The following is a 17,606-nucleotide window of genomic DNA, read 5'->3' as shown; positions in this document are numbered from 1 at the left end:
AAGAGCTCATAGGTATCCCAGACCTCACATGCCTCTCAGACATCTCAGACCCGAGGCAGCGCCATCGGCTTCTGGGTGGAGACGATCGGGGCGGGAAGTTCGGTGGTCCCGTTGAGGAAGCGATCGACAGCGGAGGCGCAGCTGCGACCTTCTGCAATCGCCCAGACCACAAGGCTCTGGCCACGCCCGGCATCGCCGCACACGAACACACCATCCTGGCTGGTCTCGAATTGCTTGTTTCTTGCCACATTGCCGCGTTGATCGAGCTCGACCGGCAGCTGGTCAAGGAGCGTTGTGGTATTGGGATGCTGGAAACCGGTTGAAATCAGTACCAAATCAGCGTCAATGATCCGCTCGGTTCCGGGGACATGCTCGCGCCTGCCGTCCTCGGTACGTTTGACGTCAATGACCTTCACCCCGGTAATATGACCGGATTCATCGGCCACGAACCCACTCGCCAGACCCGTGTCATCCAACGTTACACATTCGGTTTCATCGACTTCCGCAATGCCGCTGAAGCTGACGGTATCGGTGCTGTATTCGTAGGTGCCGCCCTCCTCCATCGAGGTGGTTGGCTGGTAGAGGCGCGCGTAAGTGGGCCACGGCTGATTATCAGGGCGAACGCTCGGCTCTTTGGGGTTGATCTGCAGGACGGTGATGCTCGTGGCACCCTGACGGATGGCAGTACCCAAGCAATCCGAGCCGGTGTCGCCGCCGCCGATGATGACGACTTTCTTGCCGTTGGCATCGATGTCGTTAACCGGTTCCTTGCCTTCGCAACGACGGTTGGCATCGGGCAGGAAGTCCATGGCGAAGTGGATGCCGTCAAGTTCGCGACCGGGCACGTTCACGTCGCGGGGCACCCCGGAACCGATGGCGACAACCACGGCGTCGTAACGCGACCGCAGCTCGTCCCAGCTCACATCCTTGCCGATTTCCATATTCGTTCGGAATACAGTGCCTTCGGCTTCCATCTGCTCGATGCGGCGATCAATCAGGTGCTTGTCCAGTTTGAAGGAAGGGATGCCATAGCGCATGAGGCCGCCGATTTCGTCGTCGCGTTCATAGACGACGACGGTATGACCAGCGCGGGTCAATTGTTGGGCGCACGCGAGGCCTGCGGGGCCGGAACCGACGATGGCGATGGTCATGTCGGTCAGGCGCTGCGGAGGCATCGGCTTGACGTAGTCGAGCTTCCAAGCCTGGTCGATGATGGTCTGCTCGTCGGCCTTGATCATGGTCGCGGGCTGGTGAATGCCCAAAACGCAGGCCTGTTCACAAGGTGCCGGGCAGATCAGACCGGTGACTTCCGGGAAATTATTGGTCGACGAAAGCCGCTGGTAGGCTTCCTCCCATTGGCCCTGACGAACCAGATCGTTGAAGTCTGGAATGATGTTGCCCAACGGGCAACCAGTCATACAGAACGGTGTGCCACAGTCCATGCAACGCGCGGCTTGTTCCTTGGTCCAAGGCTGGAAGCCGGACTGGGCGTGCACGTCCTTCCAATCGTGGATGCGCTCGGCGACCGGACGGTCCTGCGCCTCGTGGCGGGTACGTACTTTCAGAAATCCTTTGGGGTCGCTCATCAGTCCACTTCCTCCATCACATGCTCGTAGACATCGTCCCATGCTCCTGGGGCGTTGAAATCGACGTTGTTGGCTTTCGCCTCGTCCATGGCCGCACTCATCGCGACGAACTGTTTGGGCACGACGTGCGTGAAGCGGGAACGTGCCTCTTCCCAATCGTCGAGCAGACTTTGGGCGAAGGCGGAGCCGGTTTCTTCGGCGTGCTTCTTGACCATCTGATGGACTCGTTGGGCTTCGGGGTCATCCAAGGCCTCGAAGAGCAGCGAACCCGACTTGACGGCACCCGGATTGACCTTGTTCATATCCAGATCGAGCACATAGGCATGGCCTCCGGAGAAGCCGGCGCCGAAGTTGCGGCCGGTCGGGCCGAGCACCACGACGGTGCCACCGGTCATGTATTCGCAGCCGTGGTCACCCACGCCTTCCACGACGAACGTCGCTCCCCCGTTGCGCACGGCGAAACGCTCGCCGGCCCGTCCGGCGACGTACATCTCTCCTGAGGTCGCACCGAAACCGGTGACGTTGCCCGCGATGACGTTGGTGTGCGGGTCGAACTCCAGTTGACCATCTTCTGGACGCACGATGATGCGTCCGCCGGAAAGCCCCTTGGCCGCGTAATCATTGACTTCGCCATAGATACGCAAAGTCTCGCCTCGCGGGATGAACGCGCCGATGGACTGGCCGCCGGAACCGCGCAGGGTCATGTCGATGGTGTCGTCGGGCAGGCCCTTGGCGCCATAGCGCTTGGTGATTTCGTAGCCGACCATCGTACCGACGGTGCGGTTGACGTTGCGAATCGGCAGGTCGAGACGTACCGGCTCGCGATTGTCTAGTGCAGACTTGACCAAGTCGATGAGCCTGTTGTCAAGGGCCTTGTCGAGTTCATGGTTCTGCTCAATGGTCTGGTGCAGAATCGTTCCGGGGGTCGGGCCGGACTGGGCAAGGACGTTGGAAAGGTCGATACCGTTGGACTTCCAACGTTCCACGGCTTCGTCCTGATTGAGGCATTCGACATGACCGACGGCTTCTTCAAGACTGTGGAAACCAAGCTGTGCCAACAGTTCACGCACCTCGCGGGCGATGAACATGAAGAAGTTGACCACATACTCGGGCTTTCCCGTGTAGCGGGCACGAAGTTCAGGGTCTTGGGTGGCGATGCCTTGCGGGCAAGTGTTCAGGTTGCAGGCGCGCATCATGACGCAGCCTTCGGCCATAAGCGCCGTAGTGGCGAAGCCGAATTCCTCGGCGCCAAGCAATGCGGCGATGACCACGTCACGGCCGGTTTTAAGCTCACCGTCGCACTGCACGACGATACGGGAACGCAGGCCGTTCAGAATCAGCGTCTGCTGGGTTTCGGAAAGTCCGATCTCCCAGGGAGTGCCGGCGTGCTTGATGGCGTTCAACGGAGCAGCACCCGTGCCGCCGTCGGAACCGGAGATGAGCACGACATCGGCATGGCATTTGGCCACACCGGCTGCAACTGTGCCGACACCGAATTCGGAGACAAGCTTGACATGGATACGAGCCTTGGGGTTGGCCATCTTCGCATCATAAATCAGTTGTTTCAGATCCTCGATGGAGTAGATGTCGTGGTGAGGCGGCGGAGAGATGAGTTCAACACCAGGCGTGGCGTGGCGTACGGTGGCGATCCACGGCGGAACCTTGGCCCCGGGCAAATGGCCTCCTTCGCCGGGCTTGGCACCCTGCGCGAGCTTAATCTGCAGGTCAGTGGCATGGACGAGGTAATCGCTGGTCACGCCGAAACGAGCCGAGGCGATCTGCTTGATGCGGCTGGAACGCATCGGATCTTCGATGCGGTCGTCAGATTCGCCGCCTTCGCCGGAGTTGGAGCGTGCGCCGATGGAATTCATTGCGATGGCCAGCGTCTCATGCGCTTCCTGCGAGATGGAACCGTAGCTCATCGCTCCGGTGGAGAACCGTTTGACGATTTCGCTTTCCGGTTCGACCTCCTCGATTGGAATAGGCTTGCGGTTGCCGGTGAACTTCATCAATCCGCGCAAGGTCATCAGCCTGTTAGAGGTGTCATTGACGTGTTGCGAATACTTCTTGAACAGACCGTAGTCTCCACGCTGGGTGGCCTGCTGCAGAAGGAACACGGATTCGGGATCGTTCAGATGGTCCTCGCCGGTTCTCCTCCATTTGTATTGTCCGCCAATACGAAGTCTGCGGTGCGGGGTCGCCGTCCACTGGTTCGGATAGGCGACGCGGTGCCGTATGGCGACTTCCTCGGCGATTTCGTCGAGCCCGATGCCGCCGACGCGCGAGGTGGTGCCGGTGAAGTATTTGTCGATGACGTCCTGATTGAGACCAATAGCTTCAAAAAGCTGGGCACCACGGTAACTCATAATCGTCGAGACGCCCATCTTGCTCATAATCTTCAGAACTCCGACAGAAAGTGCCTTGCGCAGATTTTCGACACCGGTTTTGGCATCGACGTCAAGGAAGCCGCCTCGGGCCAGATCCTCAACGGATTCGAAGGCGAGGTACGGGTTGACGCAGGCCGCGCCGTAGGCAATCAGCAGCGCAACATGGTGGATCTCGCGCACATCGCCGGCCTCGACGGCCATCGAGACCTGGGTACGAGTGTGTGTGCGGAGCAAATGATGCTGTACAGCACTGGTCAGGAGCAACGAAGGAATCGGTCCCCAAGTATGGTTGGAATCACGATCGGAAAGCACAATGAAGTTCTTGCCGTCCGCAATGGCCTGGTCGACTTCGTCGAAGATCTCATCAAGGCGTGCTTCAAGGGCTTCACCGCCGCCTGCGACCTGGTAAAGTCCATGGACAACAAACGGTTTGTAATATCCACCGAGCACTTTGGCACGGTCAAGACGCTTGAGCTGGGCCATCTCGTCGGAATCGATAACCGGATTGGGAATGACGATCTTCTTGGCGGAAAGCTCCAAATCCTCAAGTAGATTCGGTTCCGGGCCGATGGCAGAGGCCAACGACGTAACAATCTCCTCACGTTCCCAGTCGAGCGGCGGATTGGTGACCTGGGCGAATTTCTGGGTGAAATAATCGAAGAGCATGCGACTGTTCTTGGAAAGCACGGGCTGTGGGGTGTCATTGCCCATCGCTCCGATAGGCTCCTTGCCTGTGTTGGCCATAGGACGCAGCAGGATTTTCAAATCTTCCTGCGTATAGCCGAAAGCGCGTTGGCGGCGGACGACGGAAACGTTGGAATGACGGACGTGCTCACGTGCCGGCAGGTCGCTCAGGCTTACGGCATTCCCTTCGATCCACTGACGGTACGGATGCTGGGTGGCGAGCTTGTTCTTGATTTCCGTATCAGGCACAACGCGTCCCTCAGCGGTATCAATGAGGAACATCTTTCCCGGTTCGAGCCTGCCTTTGGCGACGATATGTTCCTGCTCGGTTTCGGGAAGCACCCCGGCCTCACTGGCGAGCACGACATAGCCATCGTCGGTCATCTGCCAACGCCCGGGACGGAAGCCGTTGCGGTCAAGTTGCGCGCCGACCAACGTGCCATCGGTGAAGATGATGTCGGCCGGGCCGTCCCATGGCTCAATCAACGAATTGTTGTATTCGTAGAACGCGCGAACGTCCGCATCCAGCGTATCGTCCTTTTCCCAAGCAGGAGGCAGCATCATCAGCACGGCGTGCGGCAGGCTGCGGCCGGCGAGATGTAATAGTTCCAAGCATTCGTCAAAGGTGCCGGAATCGGAATAGCCCGGCGTGGTTATCGGCAGCAACGGTTCGAACTCCCCCAGCAGCTTACTGCTGAGTTTGCCTTCGCGCGCGGAAAGCCAGTTGCGATTGCCCTGAATGGTGTTGATTTCGCCGTTGTGGGCGATAAGGCGGAACGGCTGGGCCAACGGCCAGCTCGGGAACGTGTTTGTCGAGAAACGCGAGTGAACGATGGCGATGGTCGTCTTCATTTTCGCAGCGAGAAGATCAGGGAAGAAGCTGGTGAGTTGCATCGTGGTGAGCATGCCCTTGTAAGTGATGGTGCGCGCCGAAAGCGAGGCGAAATAGACGCCGGCCTCATGCTCGACCCGCTTGCGCACGCGGAAGGCTTTACGATCAAGTTCGAGGTCACCCAACGATTCCTGTCCGTCACCTTTCGGAGAAGCCATGACCAGCATTTCGAAGGCGGGCATGGAGGCCAGCGCTTGCAATCCCAGCCCGTCTGGGTTGGTCGGAACCGTACGCCACGCGAGGACTTCCAGCCCTTCCTGCGCCACAATATCGGCGATCTGACGCTTTTGCTCGCTTGCCGCAGCCAAATCGCGGTCGAGAAAAGCAATACCCGCGACATAATGACCGGCTTCCGGCAAATCCGCCTCAATAACCGAACGCATGAATTCGTCGGGCATAGCCATAAGGATTCCGGCACCATCACCGGTATTCTCCTCTGCTCCGACCGCTCCACGATGGTTCAAATTGACCAGCACTTCGATGGCATCGTCGACAATTTTGCGTTCCGGTCGCTTGTTCAAAGTGGTGACCATACCGACACCGCACGCGTCGTGCTCCGCCGCCGGGTCGTACATATCTTGCGGGCGATGAATCGTCAAATCGAGTGGGGTTTTAGCCGTCACCACAATCACCTCTAGCTTCCAAAAACTGATGCTCCGTAACGAGCGCTCTCATAGATTAGCGGTACGTGATGTCAGAAATGTATCGATGTCCATTTTCACGCAAAATCTTCCACATCGTGGACATCTGCCTATCGTCGGATACACTTCAATGTGATTATTTCTGCAAATCAGTAGCTATACCGACGAAAATCACACTTCAAAGGCAAATTCCGTGATTATCTCTGCAACCTTGCCGCAATCAAGTCGAATGCCATATACGCGGACTCGAATTAGTAATTTTTCGCGGTTTATACCGTCACCAGCCACAAATGTCGAGCACTTGTTCGATGACCGTATCGTTGAGCAGTCGGCCCCGCAACGTCGGCACGATGCGATTGTCGTCTTGAATCTCAATCAAACCAGACTGTTCTATTCCGCGAAGTTTTGCACGATTGACCGCATGTCCGGAAGCCTGTTCGATTCTCGAGATATCGATCCCTTCACGCAAGCGCAAGCCGAGCATCACCGTTTCCTCAAGGTTCTCCTCGTGAGTGATGGCCTCACTACCCTGCCACGGCACATTTCCGGTGTGCATCGCCTCGGCCCATTTGCGGGGATGCGCGATGCCCCACGCGCGTATGCCGAACTGGTTGGCATCGGAGTGGATATCGTCTTCGGCTTCAAAACGAGCATTGTCCCGTTGATCCAGAGTCTCGCCCAAGACCGCGGACTTCGGCAAAGCTAGATTCATCCCAGACTTAGGCGTATCAGCCATATTTTGGTTGCTCTGATTGTTTGACGAAACTGTCTGAGAGTCCTCCTGATCGCATGATGTGTCGTGGCCAGTCTGAAAGTCGCTCCGATCGCCTGATGCGTTATGTTCAGTCTGAGTGGCGGTGTCTGTCTTTCTGAATCCGTCCTCATCGATATCGCGAGCGCCGGAAACCGCATGTTCCTGCCACGCGCCAACATTCGACGTGCGGTAGTGCGAGTGTGCTCCGGGGCCAATGCCAGCCCAATCGACGTTGCGCCAATAACCCAGATTGTGACGACTCTCATAACCGGGACGCGCCCAATTCGAGATTTCGTACCATTGCAGACCAGCCTGTTTGAACAGATTGTCGGCAATTTCGTATTTCGCCGCCTCATCGTCATCATCCGGTTTGGCAATGGTTCCGGCCTTGATCTGCCGACCCATTTTCGTAGTGGGTTCGACGGTCAGCGCGTATGCCGAAATATGATTCACCCCAAGTTCTATGGCCGTCTCTACAGACTTGCGCCAGTCATCCATACTTTCGCCGGGAGCCCCATAGATAAGGTCGACGCTGGAACGCAATCCCACCTTGTTCGCCGCCTTTACTCCGGCGGTCACATTGGCTGGCGTATGCGTGCGGTCAAGCGTTTTCAACACATGCGGCACAGCCGACTGCATACCAAAGGAGATACGGGTGAATCCTGCTTCCGCCAACGTTTCCAGATATCGTTCGTCAACCGTGTCAGGGTTGGCTTCAGTGGTGATTTCCGCACCGTCCTCGATACCCCACGTCTCCTTGACCGCGTGCAGCATTCGTCCAAGGTCTCGCGCCGGCAGCAACGTGGGTGTCCCTCCTCCGAAGAACACCGTAGACAACGTCGGTTCATTGATTCCGTGACGTTCCTGCCACTCCTTGACCAGTCGTATCTCGTCGATAGCAAGGTTCGCATAATTGCCGCGCGACGCACCTGATCCCATATCGATGGCCGTATAGGTGTTGAAATCGCAGTACCCGCATCTCCGGTAGCAGAACGGCACATGAATATAAACCTCGAACATAGCCTTCTACCCTAGCGGCAACCCCTTCCAGACGTTTGCCGGGAAGGGGCTTATCGAGTCGCTGCCGGATTTATCGGCGTTTAACCAACCTTATTTCAAGTTCGGTTTCTTTCCTTATGCCGTCTTGGAGACCCAAGGGCAAGACCGACGCATACCAAAGCAATCGCGAAGAGCGCGACCATTCCGGTAGAGGTTGCCCAGCCGCCAAGACTTGACGTGCCGCCCGCGTAAGTTCCCAAACCCATGGCCCGATCGATGGCATCAAGGTACCAGCGGCCGCACAACAGCTTGCCAATCAATGCCACAGGACCGGTCATCACAGAGGAACCAAATGACCAAGCGCCGGAAGTGAACGCGATGGCGAGCCCCACCACGTTGGCCATTCCGTTGGCGGCGCTTGCGGAGATAGCGAGACGGCCAAGCGCGAAGCCAATCGAAATGCCGAAGAACACGAAGATGGCCATCGAACACGTTGCCAATAGCACCGGGCGTAGCGCCAATCCCGCAAGCGAGCCGGTCATGATGGCGGTCACACCCAGCGAGAGCAGCAAATAATAGATAGTTACCAGCACTCCGATGCCCGCGCAAGCCGCTAACAGGCCGAGACCTGTGCCGCGTGGACGTTCCGGAGACACCTCCATACGACGACGGGTCGATTCGATGGAGAAGGCACCAATCACCATGGCGATGACGACAATCATGGACGTGACGATGGGATATGAACCCAGTGACAGCGATCGGCCGAATACCAACGTTGCCGAAGCGTTGCCTGAGGTGCGGTGAGTGGCGACCACGGCGACATGAGCCTGTGACTTCGCAGCATCGCCGGCGCGTACGACTTCACGGACAGCACTGTGCATAACGGCGGATTCATCAGCCTGAGAGATCTTGGCTGCGGATCTAGCCATCGTCGCAACCGTTGGATTCGCCGGAGCCACAGGCACATTGGCCGACTGCGAAGTTGTTGGAGACATCCCGACAGCTGTACCAGTGACACTCTTTTCAGCTGCAGAACCTTTCTGAGCTCCAGCCTGCGAAACATTTCCCGCTAGATATGCGGTACGCAGGTTCGAAAGGAACGTCGAAACCTTTGTTTCCGAAAGATCTTGGGTGTCCTGGCCTTTGAGAATCACACTGAGCTGCTTCGGAGCACGGCCTGCAGAAACAGCATCCGCAAAGTCACGCATATAGCCTTTCGGCACGATATAGATGGCATCCGCAGCATCGGTGGCCATGGTGTCCTGCATCGCACGGCGGTTGTCATCGACGTGCACGACGGAGTTGGTCTGGCCGAGATAGTCTCGCAGCCCGGTCGCAATGCCGCCCGCGTCACCGTCCCGGTCGATGACCGCCACACGCGAGGTATACGGCGAATAAGACGGTGACGAGCCATGCGTGTCTGAGACGGTTTGGAATAGTATGGCCGTCATAATCAGGCTGAACGCCACCAAGTAAAAGAGGATATAGGTCAGATGCCGTTTGGCTACGGTGAGCGCGGCTTTACAGATGTTCATAACGTTGCCTCCTCAACATCGCCACGACAATCAGGACGAAGACGACCGTGGTGGCTACCATGACGGCCAGGCCGATAAAGAATGGATGATAATTGCCGTAATACAGTAGGTCGTAGAACAAATCGCTGACCTGACGGGCGGGGTTAATCCGTGCGATAACAGGCGCCTTTCGCTGCAACGCATCTCCCAGCGCCATCGCACCGGTTCCGTAGAGTCCGGTGAACATCGACAGGAAACAGGTGAGGATAACGTTGATCGAAAGTTTGGCACGCGTGGAGAGCTTCGGCAAGGCGCCGATGACAAGACCAAGGGCACTGGCCATCAGGGTCGAAGCCCCTACTGCAAGCACTGCTGCCGGCTCCCGGCCAGCGACGCCAACACCGATGGCATAACGCATCGCAAAGAAGGCAACCAGCATGCAGGCGAAGGAAATGACCCAGGAAGCCAAAAGCGTGGCGATGGTCTGCCGGATCTTCGGCAGCGGCGAGACGCTTGCGCGTATCCCCAAAGCGGTGAGATTGGCTTGGGTAAGCGTGATGAGGTAGATGGATATCGTCGCGCCCAACAGGCAGGCCATGCCAAGCATTGAGAAATAGTAGCGCGCGAAACGATGTGGTTTGACGTTCGTGACGCTGGCTTGCCGGAAGAACCCATCGGAAGCGCCGATACTCGACCTGACTTGCGGATCGGCCATCACGGCATGGTTTTTCGCCGCCACCGCACTGACCACCCGCCCCGTCTCATTGTATTGTTGCAAAGCGTAATCCAATGCGGTCACCGACATCGAAACGGCCTGGTCGCCGGAATTCACCGTCGTATCCGCGAGCGCCATGCGCAACGCACCCGAATCGTCCACGTAAAGATAGCCTTTGGCTTTACCATCAGCCACCATGTGTTTGGCCTGCGTGACACCGGAGGTCTGCTTAATCGTGATGAGCTTTTCGCCATCGCTCGAAGTCTTGCCCGTGGCTTCGTTTTTGCCGTTCGACTCGCCCGCGAGCGCCTTGACCACTTGCGCAGCCCCGGTCGCTTTGCTCCAGTTGGAGTCCTCGGCCACGGCCATGGGCTGCGGATCGACATGAATCATATCGTTGATATCGCTGAACATGAGATGAAGCATCGCCAGCATGATCAACGGGAAAGCGAATACCCAGAAAACGATACTGGGATTGCGCACCCCCGCCTTGAGGAATGTCTTGAACGTTGTGAACATGCCGCGCCCCTAATCCCTCAGCGCCTTGCCGGTCATCTCGAGGAACACGTCGTTCAGGGTCGGCGGGTTCGATGAGACGTGGCCGATGTTGGCACCGGAACGTTCCAGAAGGTCGAGGATGTCTACCAGATTGCGCTCGCCCGACTTGCAACGTACCGTTAGCGTCTTTCCGTCATAATCCACGTCAACGGTGGTCGGCAGCCCACGCAAATCGGCAAGCGCCGAGTCGGCGAGATCGAGCGTTTCGATAAGTATGCGGTCGCCGGTGGAGACCATCGCCTTGAGCTCTGCCACCGTGCCTTCCGCTACGTGACGGCCGTGGTCCATGATGAGTATCTGGTCGCAGATCTGCTCGACCTCTTCCATGTAATGGCTCGTGTAGACCACGGTCGCTCCGGCACGGTTCAGCCTCTGGATTCCTTCCAAGATGGCGTTGCGGCTTTGCGGGTCAACGGCCACGGTCGGCTCATCGAAGAAGATGAGGTCGGGTTTATGCGCGATGCCGCAGGCGATGTTCAAGCGGCGCTTCAAGCCACCGGAAAGCTTCTTCGGCCGGTATTTGCGAAAATCCTCAAGCCCGACCAACGCGATGGTCTCATCCACGAGTGGTTTGCGCTCGTCCTGCTTCGGTACGTAGAGCGAGCAGAAATAGTCGATATTCTCCTCTACCGTCAGTTCCTCAAGTACCGCGACGTCCTGGGGCACCAAGCCGATGCGGGCTTTCAGAGCGTAGGCACTTGGCGTCATCGGTTCACCGAAGATTCTGATATCGCCCGAGTCGTACGTCAAAAGCGAAAGAATGCAATTGATCAACGTGGTCTTGCCGCTGCCGTTGGGACCGAGAAGTCCGAATATCCTGCCTTGCGGCACGTCGAGGTCGAAATCGTCAAGCACCAGATGGTCGCCGTAACGTTTGACCAGATGGCTGATCTTGACCGCGGAAACGTTGCCGGTTCCGCTCGGGTCTTGTTTCGCGTTCATAGATGAACCTTCCTATCTATTGCGAACATTGTGTACGTTGGTGATTCCATTTTGACGTAGAAAAGCCCGAAAGTTATGGTGAGTGTCGTCATTTTCTTGCCATTTCACTAATTACATTTGTCACAATTTTTTCCTTTGACGTTTTGCAGCGCACCATACATGACATTAAAAATCATTGAAAGAATACGGATAACAATGCCAAAACACGATTGACTTCGACACATGACTCAGTTTTCTGCACGGAGACTGGGTGATACTCTCGAATCGTGAACAGACGCTATCTTGAGGACGCAGCCAGAGCGGGCCTGTTGCTTTGCTGCGCCCTGCTTGAGGCGGCGAGACAACATGGCTCGTTCAACGTCATTGCCATCGCGGGCACACTTGCCGCCATCTGCTGTTCGGCACTAAGCCAATGGCTCGACACCGATGAGCGGCACTTTAGCGGTAATACAGCCGATTTCGCCCCGCTTCCTCTGCTGTTGTTCTGCATACCAGCGTTACTGTTTCCTGAATTTCTTGCGTTCATGCCATTGGTCGCGTTCGAAACCATGGTCATTCCGTCCGCTAAATCCGAAAAGTTCTGGCACAGGTTGATGCGATGGTGCTGGATTCTTCCGCTGATATGTTCATATTGGGTATACCGTTCCGGCGGATTCCCACCAATCGGCAACAGCCATCACTTGACTACCAATCCAGTATTGGATGCTGCTATAGCAATCCTCCTTTCGTGTCTTACGGCACTGTTGGGACATGCCCTTGCCGTTTCGGATTCCGAGCATCATGCTTTGCTTACCCTCAAAGACACCATTCGAACAACCCGTCGCCGCAACGCGACACAAATCGATTCATTGCGCGAGCAACAGGAGGAATCGACCCGCGTGGCGACCCTTCGCGAACGGACACGCATCGCCCGCGAGATTCACGACAATGTCGGCCACCTGCTCACCCGTGCCCTGATGCAGACGCAGGCGGCCAGCGCTGTGGCCAGCGCAACCGGCGATGACACCGCGACCAAACAACTGGCCGGCATCAATGCAAGCCTCAATGAAGCGATGACTATGGTGCGGCGCTCCGTGCACGACCTTGAAGACGACGGCACCGATTTCGAGGCACAAATCGCGGAAGCCGTTCATATGATGGACAGCGTAAGACCTGATTTTTCGGTTACGTTGGATTGCGATATCGAAGACACCCCGGCTCCGGTGGCTCGCTGCCTGACCTCCGTCATCCGAGAAGCGCTGACGAACGTCATCCGCCACTCGGATTCGAGCAGTGCCAGCGTCTCATTGCACGATTACCCAGCATTCTGGCAACTCGCGGTGTTTAACAAAACAGAGACAAAACCGCTCAACCATGCCACGAAGGGAATCAGCCCAGACCTTCGCGGCATGGGTCTGGCAGATATCGAGCAACGCGTTCAGGCTCTCGGCGGCACCTCGCTTTGCGGCCCGCACCGCGGCGGCTGGCGCGTGTTCGTCTCGCTGCCAAAAGCCCCATGGGTGAAAGCGGACACAAGTTCGAAAATGAATACCAACACGAAGGAAGAGGAAACGGCATGAAAACGGCAATTGTCGACGACGATCCCATCGTCTGTTCGTCGCTTACCACGATTCTTGAGACTACTAACGCAGCAGAGGTGCTATGGACGGCAAACGACGGTGAAACAGCAATAACAAACTATTTCGCCGATCCTGCGAAACGACCGGATGTGCTGCTCATCGACATCCAAATGCCCGGCGTCGATGGCTTGGAAGCCGCACGGCGAATCCTTTCCAAAGACATGGCCGCCCGTGTCCTGTTCCTCACCACCTTCGACGACAAGGAATACATCGATCAGGCCATTGCTCTGGGAGCCAAGGGCTACCTCATCAAGCAGGATGCCACCTCCGTAGGCCCAGCGCTTCAAGCCGTGATGGCGGGTCAGGTCGTCCTTGGCGCTCAGGTGCTCGGCAAACTTTCCTCCTCAACCTCTTCCGCAACCATTAGAAAAGACATCGGTTGCAACGCCAAGATGAACGCATCAGCCACAGCTGGCGAACGAGACACCCATATGGCCACCTCATCGTACGCATCTTTGGAAGGCGCCATCAAAGTATCCGATTCCGCATTTTCAACGTTAAGTGCCCGCGAGCGTGATATCGCCGTTTTAGTCGCCCAAGGCCTCGATAACCACGACATCGCCGCCCAGCTCTACCTAAGCGAAGGCACCGTCCGCAACCGCATTACCGACATCCTAGACAAGCTGTCTCTGTCCAACCGTACCCAGCTAGCCATCGCCTGGCTCCGAGCCCATCAATATTGATATTTGAGCATACAACGTTAAAAGTGATGTAATAACACAGCTTCATGCCAAAACTAATCCCAAACTAGAACAACCCTTGGTACGAGGTCACTTTCGTCAATACGCTAAACCTAAAACCGGTTGGATTAGTGTACAAATATCAGACAAATTAGGTTGGAAAAGTGTACTATCACCAGAAAAATCTGGTTGTATCCATCCCGGTTTCAATATAAAATCCGGTTGTATTTATCCTCTTTTTCAAGAAAAATCTGGTTGTATTCGTCTACAGAGAACAGAATTGGCAAGTTAGACAAGCTACTCTGCTATACGTTAAAATAGTATGAGTCAACAGTTAAAACACCCGAAGGAGGAGACATGAGCGAAGAAAATGTGTTTATCATCGACGGCATCAAAACGCAATGGGACGATAACTCGCTGCGTATCTCCGAGCAGGGTTTTGACCGCACCGCCGTCATGGACAACCAAGGCAATATCGTTTCCTCCACCTTCGGCAAAGAAGGAATCCCGTTCCTGAAACATTGGTTCGCACGCGTCAAACCCATGATTGATGACTTCCGCGCCATCGACCGAGAATATGCCTATGCCTGAGGTATTCTTCCTTGCCGGCTATAGCGTCTACTTCAGCACTCTTGATAAAGAACATGGCATCCATGTGCATGTTGCACGTGGATCGAAGCGGGATCTTGCACGCTTTGTTCTGCAAAGTGATGGAACGGTAGTTCTAGCTCATAACCATGGCCATCTTCCGCCAAAACACGTCAAGCTTATCGAAGCTGCCATCAAGCAAAACTTTGATGAAATTGTTGATGATTGGAGTCGGCTTTTCGGCAATGACATTCATTTCGATAAGTGATTCAACACTTAAAAAGCTTAATACAAATCAGTATCGATATTTACCCCCACACAAAGTCGGCATCGGGACCAGCACCGATTTCGAAATGGTATTTGGCGATTCCTAGGTCGGTGCGGGTGCAGAGGCCAAGACCGGCTTTAGCTTCGACGGTTCGGCCGTCGGGCTGCAGCGTAAAGACGAATTTTTGCTGGTTCAAGGACGTTGGGGCGAGCAATGCGGCTTCTATGCCATTACGGAACCATTGCGGGGTTTCCGTGCCTTCCGGGACACGCGCGATCTGATCGTAACGCTTGGAACGATGCTGATGGCCGTGATTGGTACCGTAGCCCATAACGATGGCGAACCTTGGCCGCTCACCGCGTTCCAACGCGACGTGCTTGGAGAGATGCCGGCCGAACTGACGTACCCAACCTGTGTCAAGTCCAAGTTGAGTTGCCCGCAGCAGGACGTGCGCGCCGTAGTAGCCACAACGTTCCTCCCAATCAGGCGTTTTGTCCGCAACGATGGCCACAAGATTGCGTGCACCTTTGTAAATGCCATAATCGGTGAGGAAACCTTCGAATGCCGCCGGGTCATTGAGTTTCAACTGCATATTCAAGTTGCCTTCGCAGTTGCACCAGTCGATGATCCGTTGAAGCTCGTCGGCGATATTCTGCGGAATCGGCTTGTCGGTATAATGTCGAACCGCATGCCGCACCCGAATCGCTTCGCTCAGTTCCATCATGGAGCCTTACTTCACGGCTTTTTCGGCGGCACGAATCTTGTTCTTGGTGTCGATGTCCATGGACTGGTTGGGGCCGGCCTCTCCTGTGGACAGGGCGGCGACGAACGCCTCCTGCGGCACTTCGACGTGACCGAGCATCTTCATGCGCTTCTTGCCGGCTTTCTGCTTCTCCAAGAGCTTGCGCTTACGGGTGATGTCGCCGCCGTAGCACTTGGCGAGCACGTCCTTGCGCAGGGCACGAATGGTCTCGCGGGCGATGACGCGGGAACCGATGGCGGCCTGAATCGGAATCTCGAACTGCTGTCGCGGAATGAGCTTCTGCAGCTTCTTCGTCATCATCACGCCGTAGCTATACGACTTGTCGCGGTGGACGATGGCGCTGAACGCGTCGACCTTCTCCCCCTGAATCAGGATGTCGACCTTCACCAAGTCCGCGCTCTGCTCGCCATCCTCGTGGTAGTCGAGCGAGGCATAGCCCTTGGTGCGGCTCTTGAGCTGGTCGAAGAAGTCAAAGACGATTTCGGCAAGCGGGATGCGATAGTGCATCTCGACGCGCTCAGGGCTCAGGTATTCCATCGTGCCCATTTCGCCGCGATGGTCCTGGCACAAATCCATCACCGCACCGATGAATTCCTTGGGCGTGATGATATCGGCGGCGACCATAGGCTCAACAATCTGCTTGATCTTGCCGTCAGGGAATTCACTCGGGTTCTTGACCTCGTGCACGGTACCGTCTTCGGTGGTGACCTTGTAGGTCACGTTCGGGGCGGTGGAAATGAGATCAAGTCCGAACTCGCGGCTCAGACGCTCGACGACGATTTCCATGTGCAAAAGACCGAGGAAGCCGCAACGGAAGCCGAAGCCCAAGGCAACCGATGTTTCCGGCTCGTAGGTCAACGCCGCATCGTTCAATTTAAGTTTGTCAAGCGCATCGCGCAGTTCAGGGAACTGAGCATTATCAATCGGGAAGATGCCGGCGTAGACCATCGGATGCGGGTCGCGGTAACCGGGCAACGGCTCGCTGGCTGGGCGCACTGCCGAAGTGACAGTGTCGCCGACCTTGGACTGGCTGACATCCTTCGCACCGGTGATGATGTAACCGACCTCTCCGGCGCCAAGCGCTTTGGTCGGGGTCATATCGGGGCTGATTACGCCGATTTCAATGGGTTCGTGCGTCATGCCGATGCCCATCATGTGCACTTTTTCACGGCTTTTGAGCTCGCCATCGACCATACGGATGTAGGTGACGATGCCACGGTAGGTGTCATAGACGGAATCGAAAATCAACGCACGAGCAGGAGCCTTGGGGTCACCATGTGGTGCGGGGATTTCTAACACGATCTGGTCGAGCAAGTCCTTGATGCCCTCGCCGGTCTTGCCGGAAACACGCAGGACATCCGAGGGCTTACATCCCAAGAGATTCGCAATCTCTTCGGCGTGTTTGTCCGGCTCGGCGCTGGGCAGGTCGATCTTGTTCAAGACCGGAATGATGGTCAGATCATCTTCGATGGCCATATACAGATTGGAAAGCGTCTGCGCCTCGATGCCTTGCGTGGCATCGACCAGCAGCACCGCGCCTTCGCACGCAGCCAGTGCACGCGAGACCTCGTAAGTAAAATCGACGTGGCCGGGGGTGTCGATCATGCCGAGCGTGTATTCCTGCCCGTCGAAGATCCACGGCACACGCACGGCCTGCGATTTGATGGTGATACCGCGTTCCTGTTCGATATCCATGCGGTCGAGGAACCGGTCGTGCATCTCGCGTTGCGGGACGATGCCGGAAAGCTGAAGAATGCGGTCGGCCACCGTGGACTTGCCATGGTCGATATGCGCGATGATGCAGAAATTACGAATCAGCGATTGATCGGTGAATCCCGGTTTGTTCTTCGCCTCAGTCACTGATGCCACTCCTAACATATACAAATATTCCGTAGCCGAATCTCTCCGATTCCGCTTTTCTTATACTAAGTCTTATTCTATCGGCCGCGGTGGGCAATGGTTTCCCAGCGAAATTGTCAGTGAAGTGGGAATAGCGACATAAAACGATTGAGAAAC

The 17,606-nt window shown here is 56.3% G+C and carries 12 protein-coding genes; 4 read left to right on the top strand and 8 right to left on the bottom strand.

The window, feature by feature from the left end; all coding sequences use genetic code 11:
• Positions 1-44 precede the first annotated feature (44 nt).
• From OZX67_RS04745 to OZX67_RS04720, 6 genes are all read right to left on the bottom strand, one after another.
• Positions 45-1,586 carry a glutamate synthase subunit beta gene (locus OZX67_RS04745; protein ID WP_277144688.1) on the bottom strand — a complete coding sequence of 514 codons (1,542 nt, stop codon included), beginning with the start codon at positions 1,584-1,586 and terminating at the stop codon, positions 45-47.
• Complete coding sequence (gltB, locus tag OZX67_RS04740) at positions 1,586-6,172, bottom strand: glutamate synthase large subunit (protein WP_277144686.1); 4,587 nt, start codon at positions 6,170-6,172, stop codon at positions 1,586-1,588. Before gltB ends, OZX67_RS04745 begins: the two co-directional genes overlap by 1 nt.
• A 295-nt stretch (positions 6,173-6,467) precedes the next feature.
• Complete coding sequence (gene hemW / locus OZX67_RS04735) at positions 6,468-7,964, bottom strand: radical SAM family heme chaperone HemW (RefSeq protein WP_277144684.1); 1,497 nt, start codon at positions 7,962-7,964, stop codon at positions 6,468-6,470.
• Positions 7,965-8,059: 95 nt separating this feature from the next.
• Positions 8,060-9,478, bottom strand: coding sequence for an ABC transporter permease (locus OZX67_RS04730; protein WP_277144682.1), 1,419 nt, complete (start codon positions 9,476-9,478; stop codon positions 8,060-8,062).
• Positions 9,465-10,691 (bottom strand): ABC transporter permease, encoded by a 1,227-nt coding sequence (locus tag OZX67_RS04725; RefSeq protein ID WP_277144680.1) that lies wholly within the window; start codon positions 10,689-10,691, stop codon positions 9,465-9,467. Before OZX67_RS04725 ends, OZX67_RS04730 begins: the two co-directional genes overlap by 14 nt.
• 9 nt (positions 10,692-10,700) lie before the next feature.
• The gene (locus OZX67_RS04720) at positions 10,701-11,672 is read right to left on the bottom strand and encodes an ABC transporter ATP-binding protein (RefSeq protein ID WP_277144678.1); all 972 of its coding nucleotides are present in this window, start codon (positions 11,670-11,672) and stop codon (positions 10,701-10,703) included.
• Positions 11,673-11,938: 266 nt separating this feature from the next.
• Here OZX67_RS04720 and OZX67_RS04715 point away from each other — a divergent pair, with 266 nt between their 5' ends.
• The 4 genes from OZX67_RS04715 to OZX67_RS04700 all read left to right on the top strand — a co-directional run bounded on the left by OZX67_RS04715 (position 11,939) and on the right by OZX67_RS04700 (position 14,827).
• Positions 11,939-13,231 (top strand): histidine kinase, encoded by a 1,293-nt coding sequence (locus OZX67_RS04715; protein ID WP_277144676.1) that lies wholly within the window; start codon positions 11,939-11,941, stop codon positions 13,229-13,231.
• Positions 13,228-13,974: a response regulator transcription factor gene (locus OZX67_RS04710; protein WP_277144674.1), complete on the top strand. Its 747-nt coding sequence runs from the start codon at positions 13,228-13,230 to the stop codon at positions 13,972-13,974. The genes OZX67_RS04715 and OZX67_RS04710 overlap by 4 nt, the downstream gene beginning before the upstream one ends.
• Positions 13,975-14,328: 354 nt before the next feature.
• Complete coding sequence (locus OZX67_RS04705; RefSeq protein WP_277144671.1) at positions 14,329-14,562, top strand: hypothetical protein; 234 nt, start codon at positions 14,329-14,331, stop codon at positions 14,560-14,562.
• A complete protein-coding gene (locus tag OZX67_RS04700) occupies positions 14,555-14,827 on the top strand; it encodes a DUF4160 domain-containing protein (RefSeq protein ID WP_277144670.1) in 273 nt (90 codons plus the stop codon). Before OZX67_RS04705 ends, OZX67_RS04700 begins: the two co-directional genes overlap by 8 nt.
• 40 nt (positions 14,828-14,867) lie before the next feature.
• On the opposite strand, the gene OZX67_RS04695 is transcribed toward OZX67_RS04700, so the two are convergent.
• Both OZX67_RS04695 and lepA read right to left on the bottom strand, forming a co-directional pair.
• Positions 14,868-15,551 (bottom strand): nitroreductase family protein, encoded by a 684-nt coding sequence (locus tag OZX67_RS04695; RefSeq protein ID WP_277144668.1) that lies wholly within the window; start codon positions 15,549-15,551, stop codon positions 14,868-14,870.
• Between the two features lie 6 nt (positions 15,552-15,557).
• Positions 15,558-17,450, bottom strand: a complete 1,893-nt coding sequence (gene lepA / locus OZX67_RS04690) for a translation elongation factor 4 (protein ID WP_277144665.1) — start codon at positions 17,448-17,450, stop codon at positions 15,558-15,560.
• Between the last annotated feature and the right edge of the window lie 156 nt (positions 17,451-17,606).

The sequence above is a fragment of the Bifidobacterium sp. ESL0728 genome, assembly GCF_029392015.1.
In the GTDB taxonomy this organism is placed as follows: domain Bacteria; phylum Actinomycetota; class Actinomycetes; order Actinomycetales; family Bifidobacteriaceae; genus Bifidobacterium.
This window is presented reverse-complemented; position numbering and strand designations above follow the sequence as displayed.

What these genes read in the sequence shown, in the direction of transcription:
- OZX67_RS04705 (WP_277144671.1), top strand. Translation starts at nt 14,329, where the DNA reads ATGAGCGAAGAAAATGTGTTTATCATCGACGGCATCAAAACGCAATGG.
- OZX67_RS04745 (WP_277144688.1), bottom strand. Translation starts at nt 1,586, where the DNA reads ATGAGCGACCCCAAAGGATTTCTGAAAGTACGTACCCGCCACGAGGCG.
- hemW (WP_277144684.1), bottom strand. Translation starts at nt 7,964, where the DNA reads ATGTTCGAGGTTTATATTCATGTGCCGTTCTGCTACCGGAGATGCGGG.
- OZX67_RS04730 (WP_277144682.1), bottom strand. Translation starts at nt 9,478, where the DNA reads ATGAACATCTGTAAAGCCGCGCTCACCGTAGCCAAACGGCATCTGACC.
- OZX67_RS04725 (WP_277144680.1), bottom strand. Translation starts at nt 10,691, where the DNA reads ATGTTCACAACGTTCAAGACATTCCTCAAGGCGGGGGTGCGCAATCCC.
- OZX67_RS04710 (WP_277144674.1), top strand. Translation starts at nt 13,228, where the DNA reads ATGAAAACGGCAATTGTCGACGACGATCCCATCGTCTGTTCGTCGCTT.
- OZX67_RS04695 (WP_277144668.1), bottom strand. Translation starts at nt 15,551, where the DNA reads ATGATGGAACTGAGCGAAGCGATTCGGGTGCGGCATGCGGTTCGACAT.
- OZX67_RS04700 (WP_277144670.1), top strand. Translation starts at nt 14,555, where the DNA reads ATGCCTGAGGTATTCTTCCTTGCCGGCTATAGCGTCTACTTCAGCACT.
- OZX67_RS04720 (WP_277144678.1), bottom strand. Translation starts at nt 11,672, where the DNA reads ATGAACGCGAAACAAGACCCGAGCGGAACCGGCAACGTTTCCGCGGTC.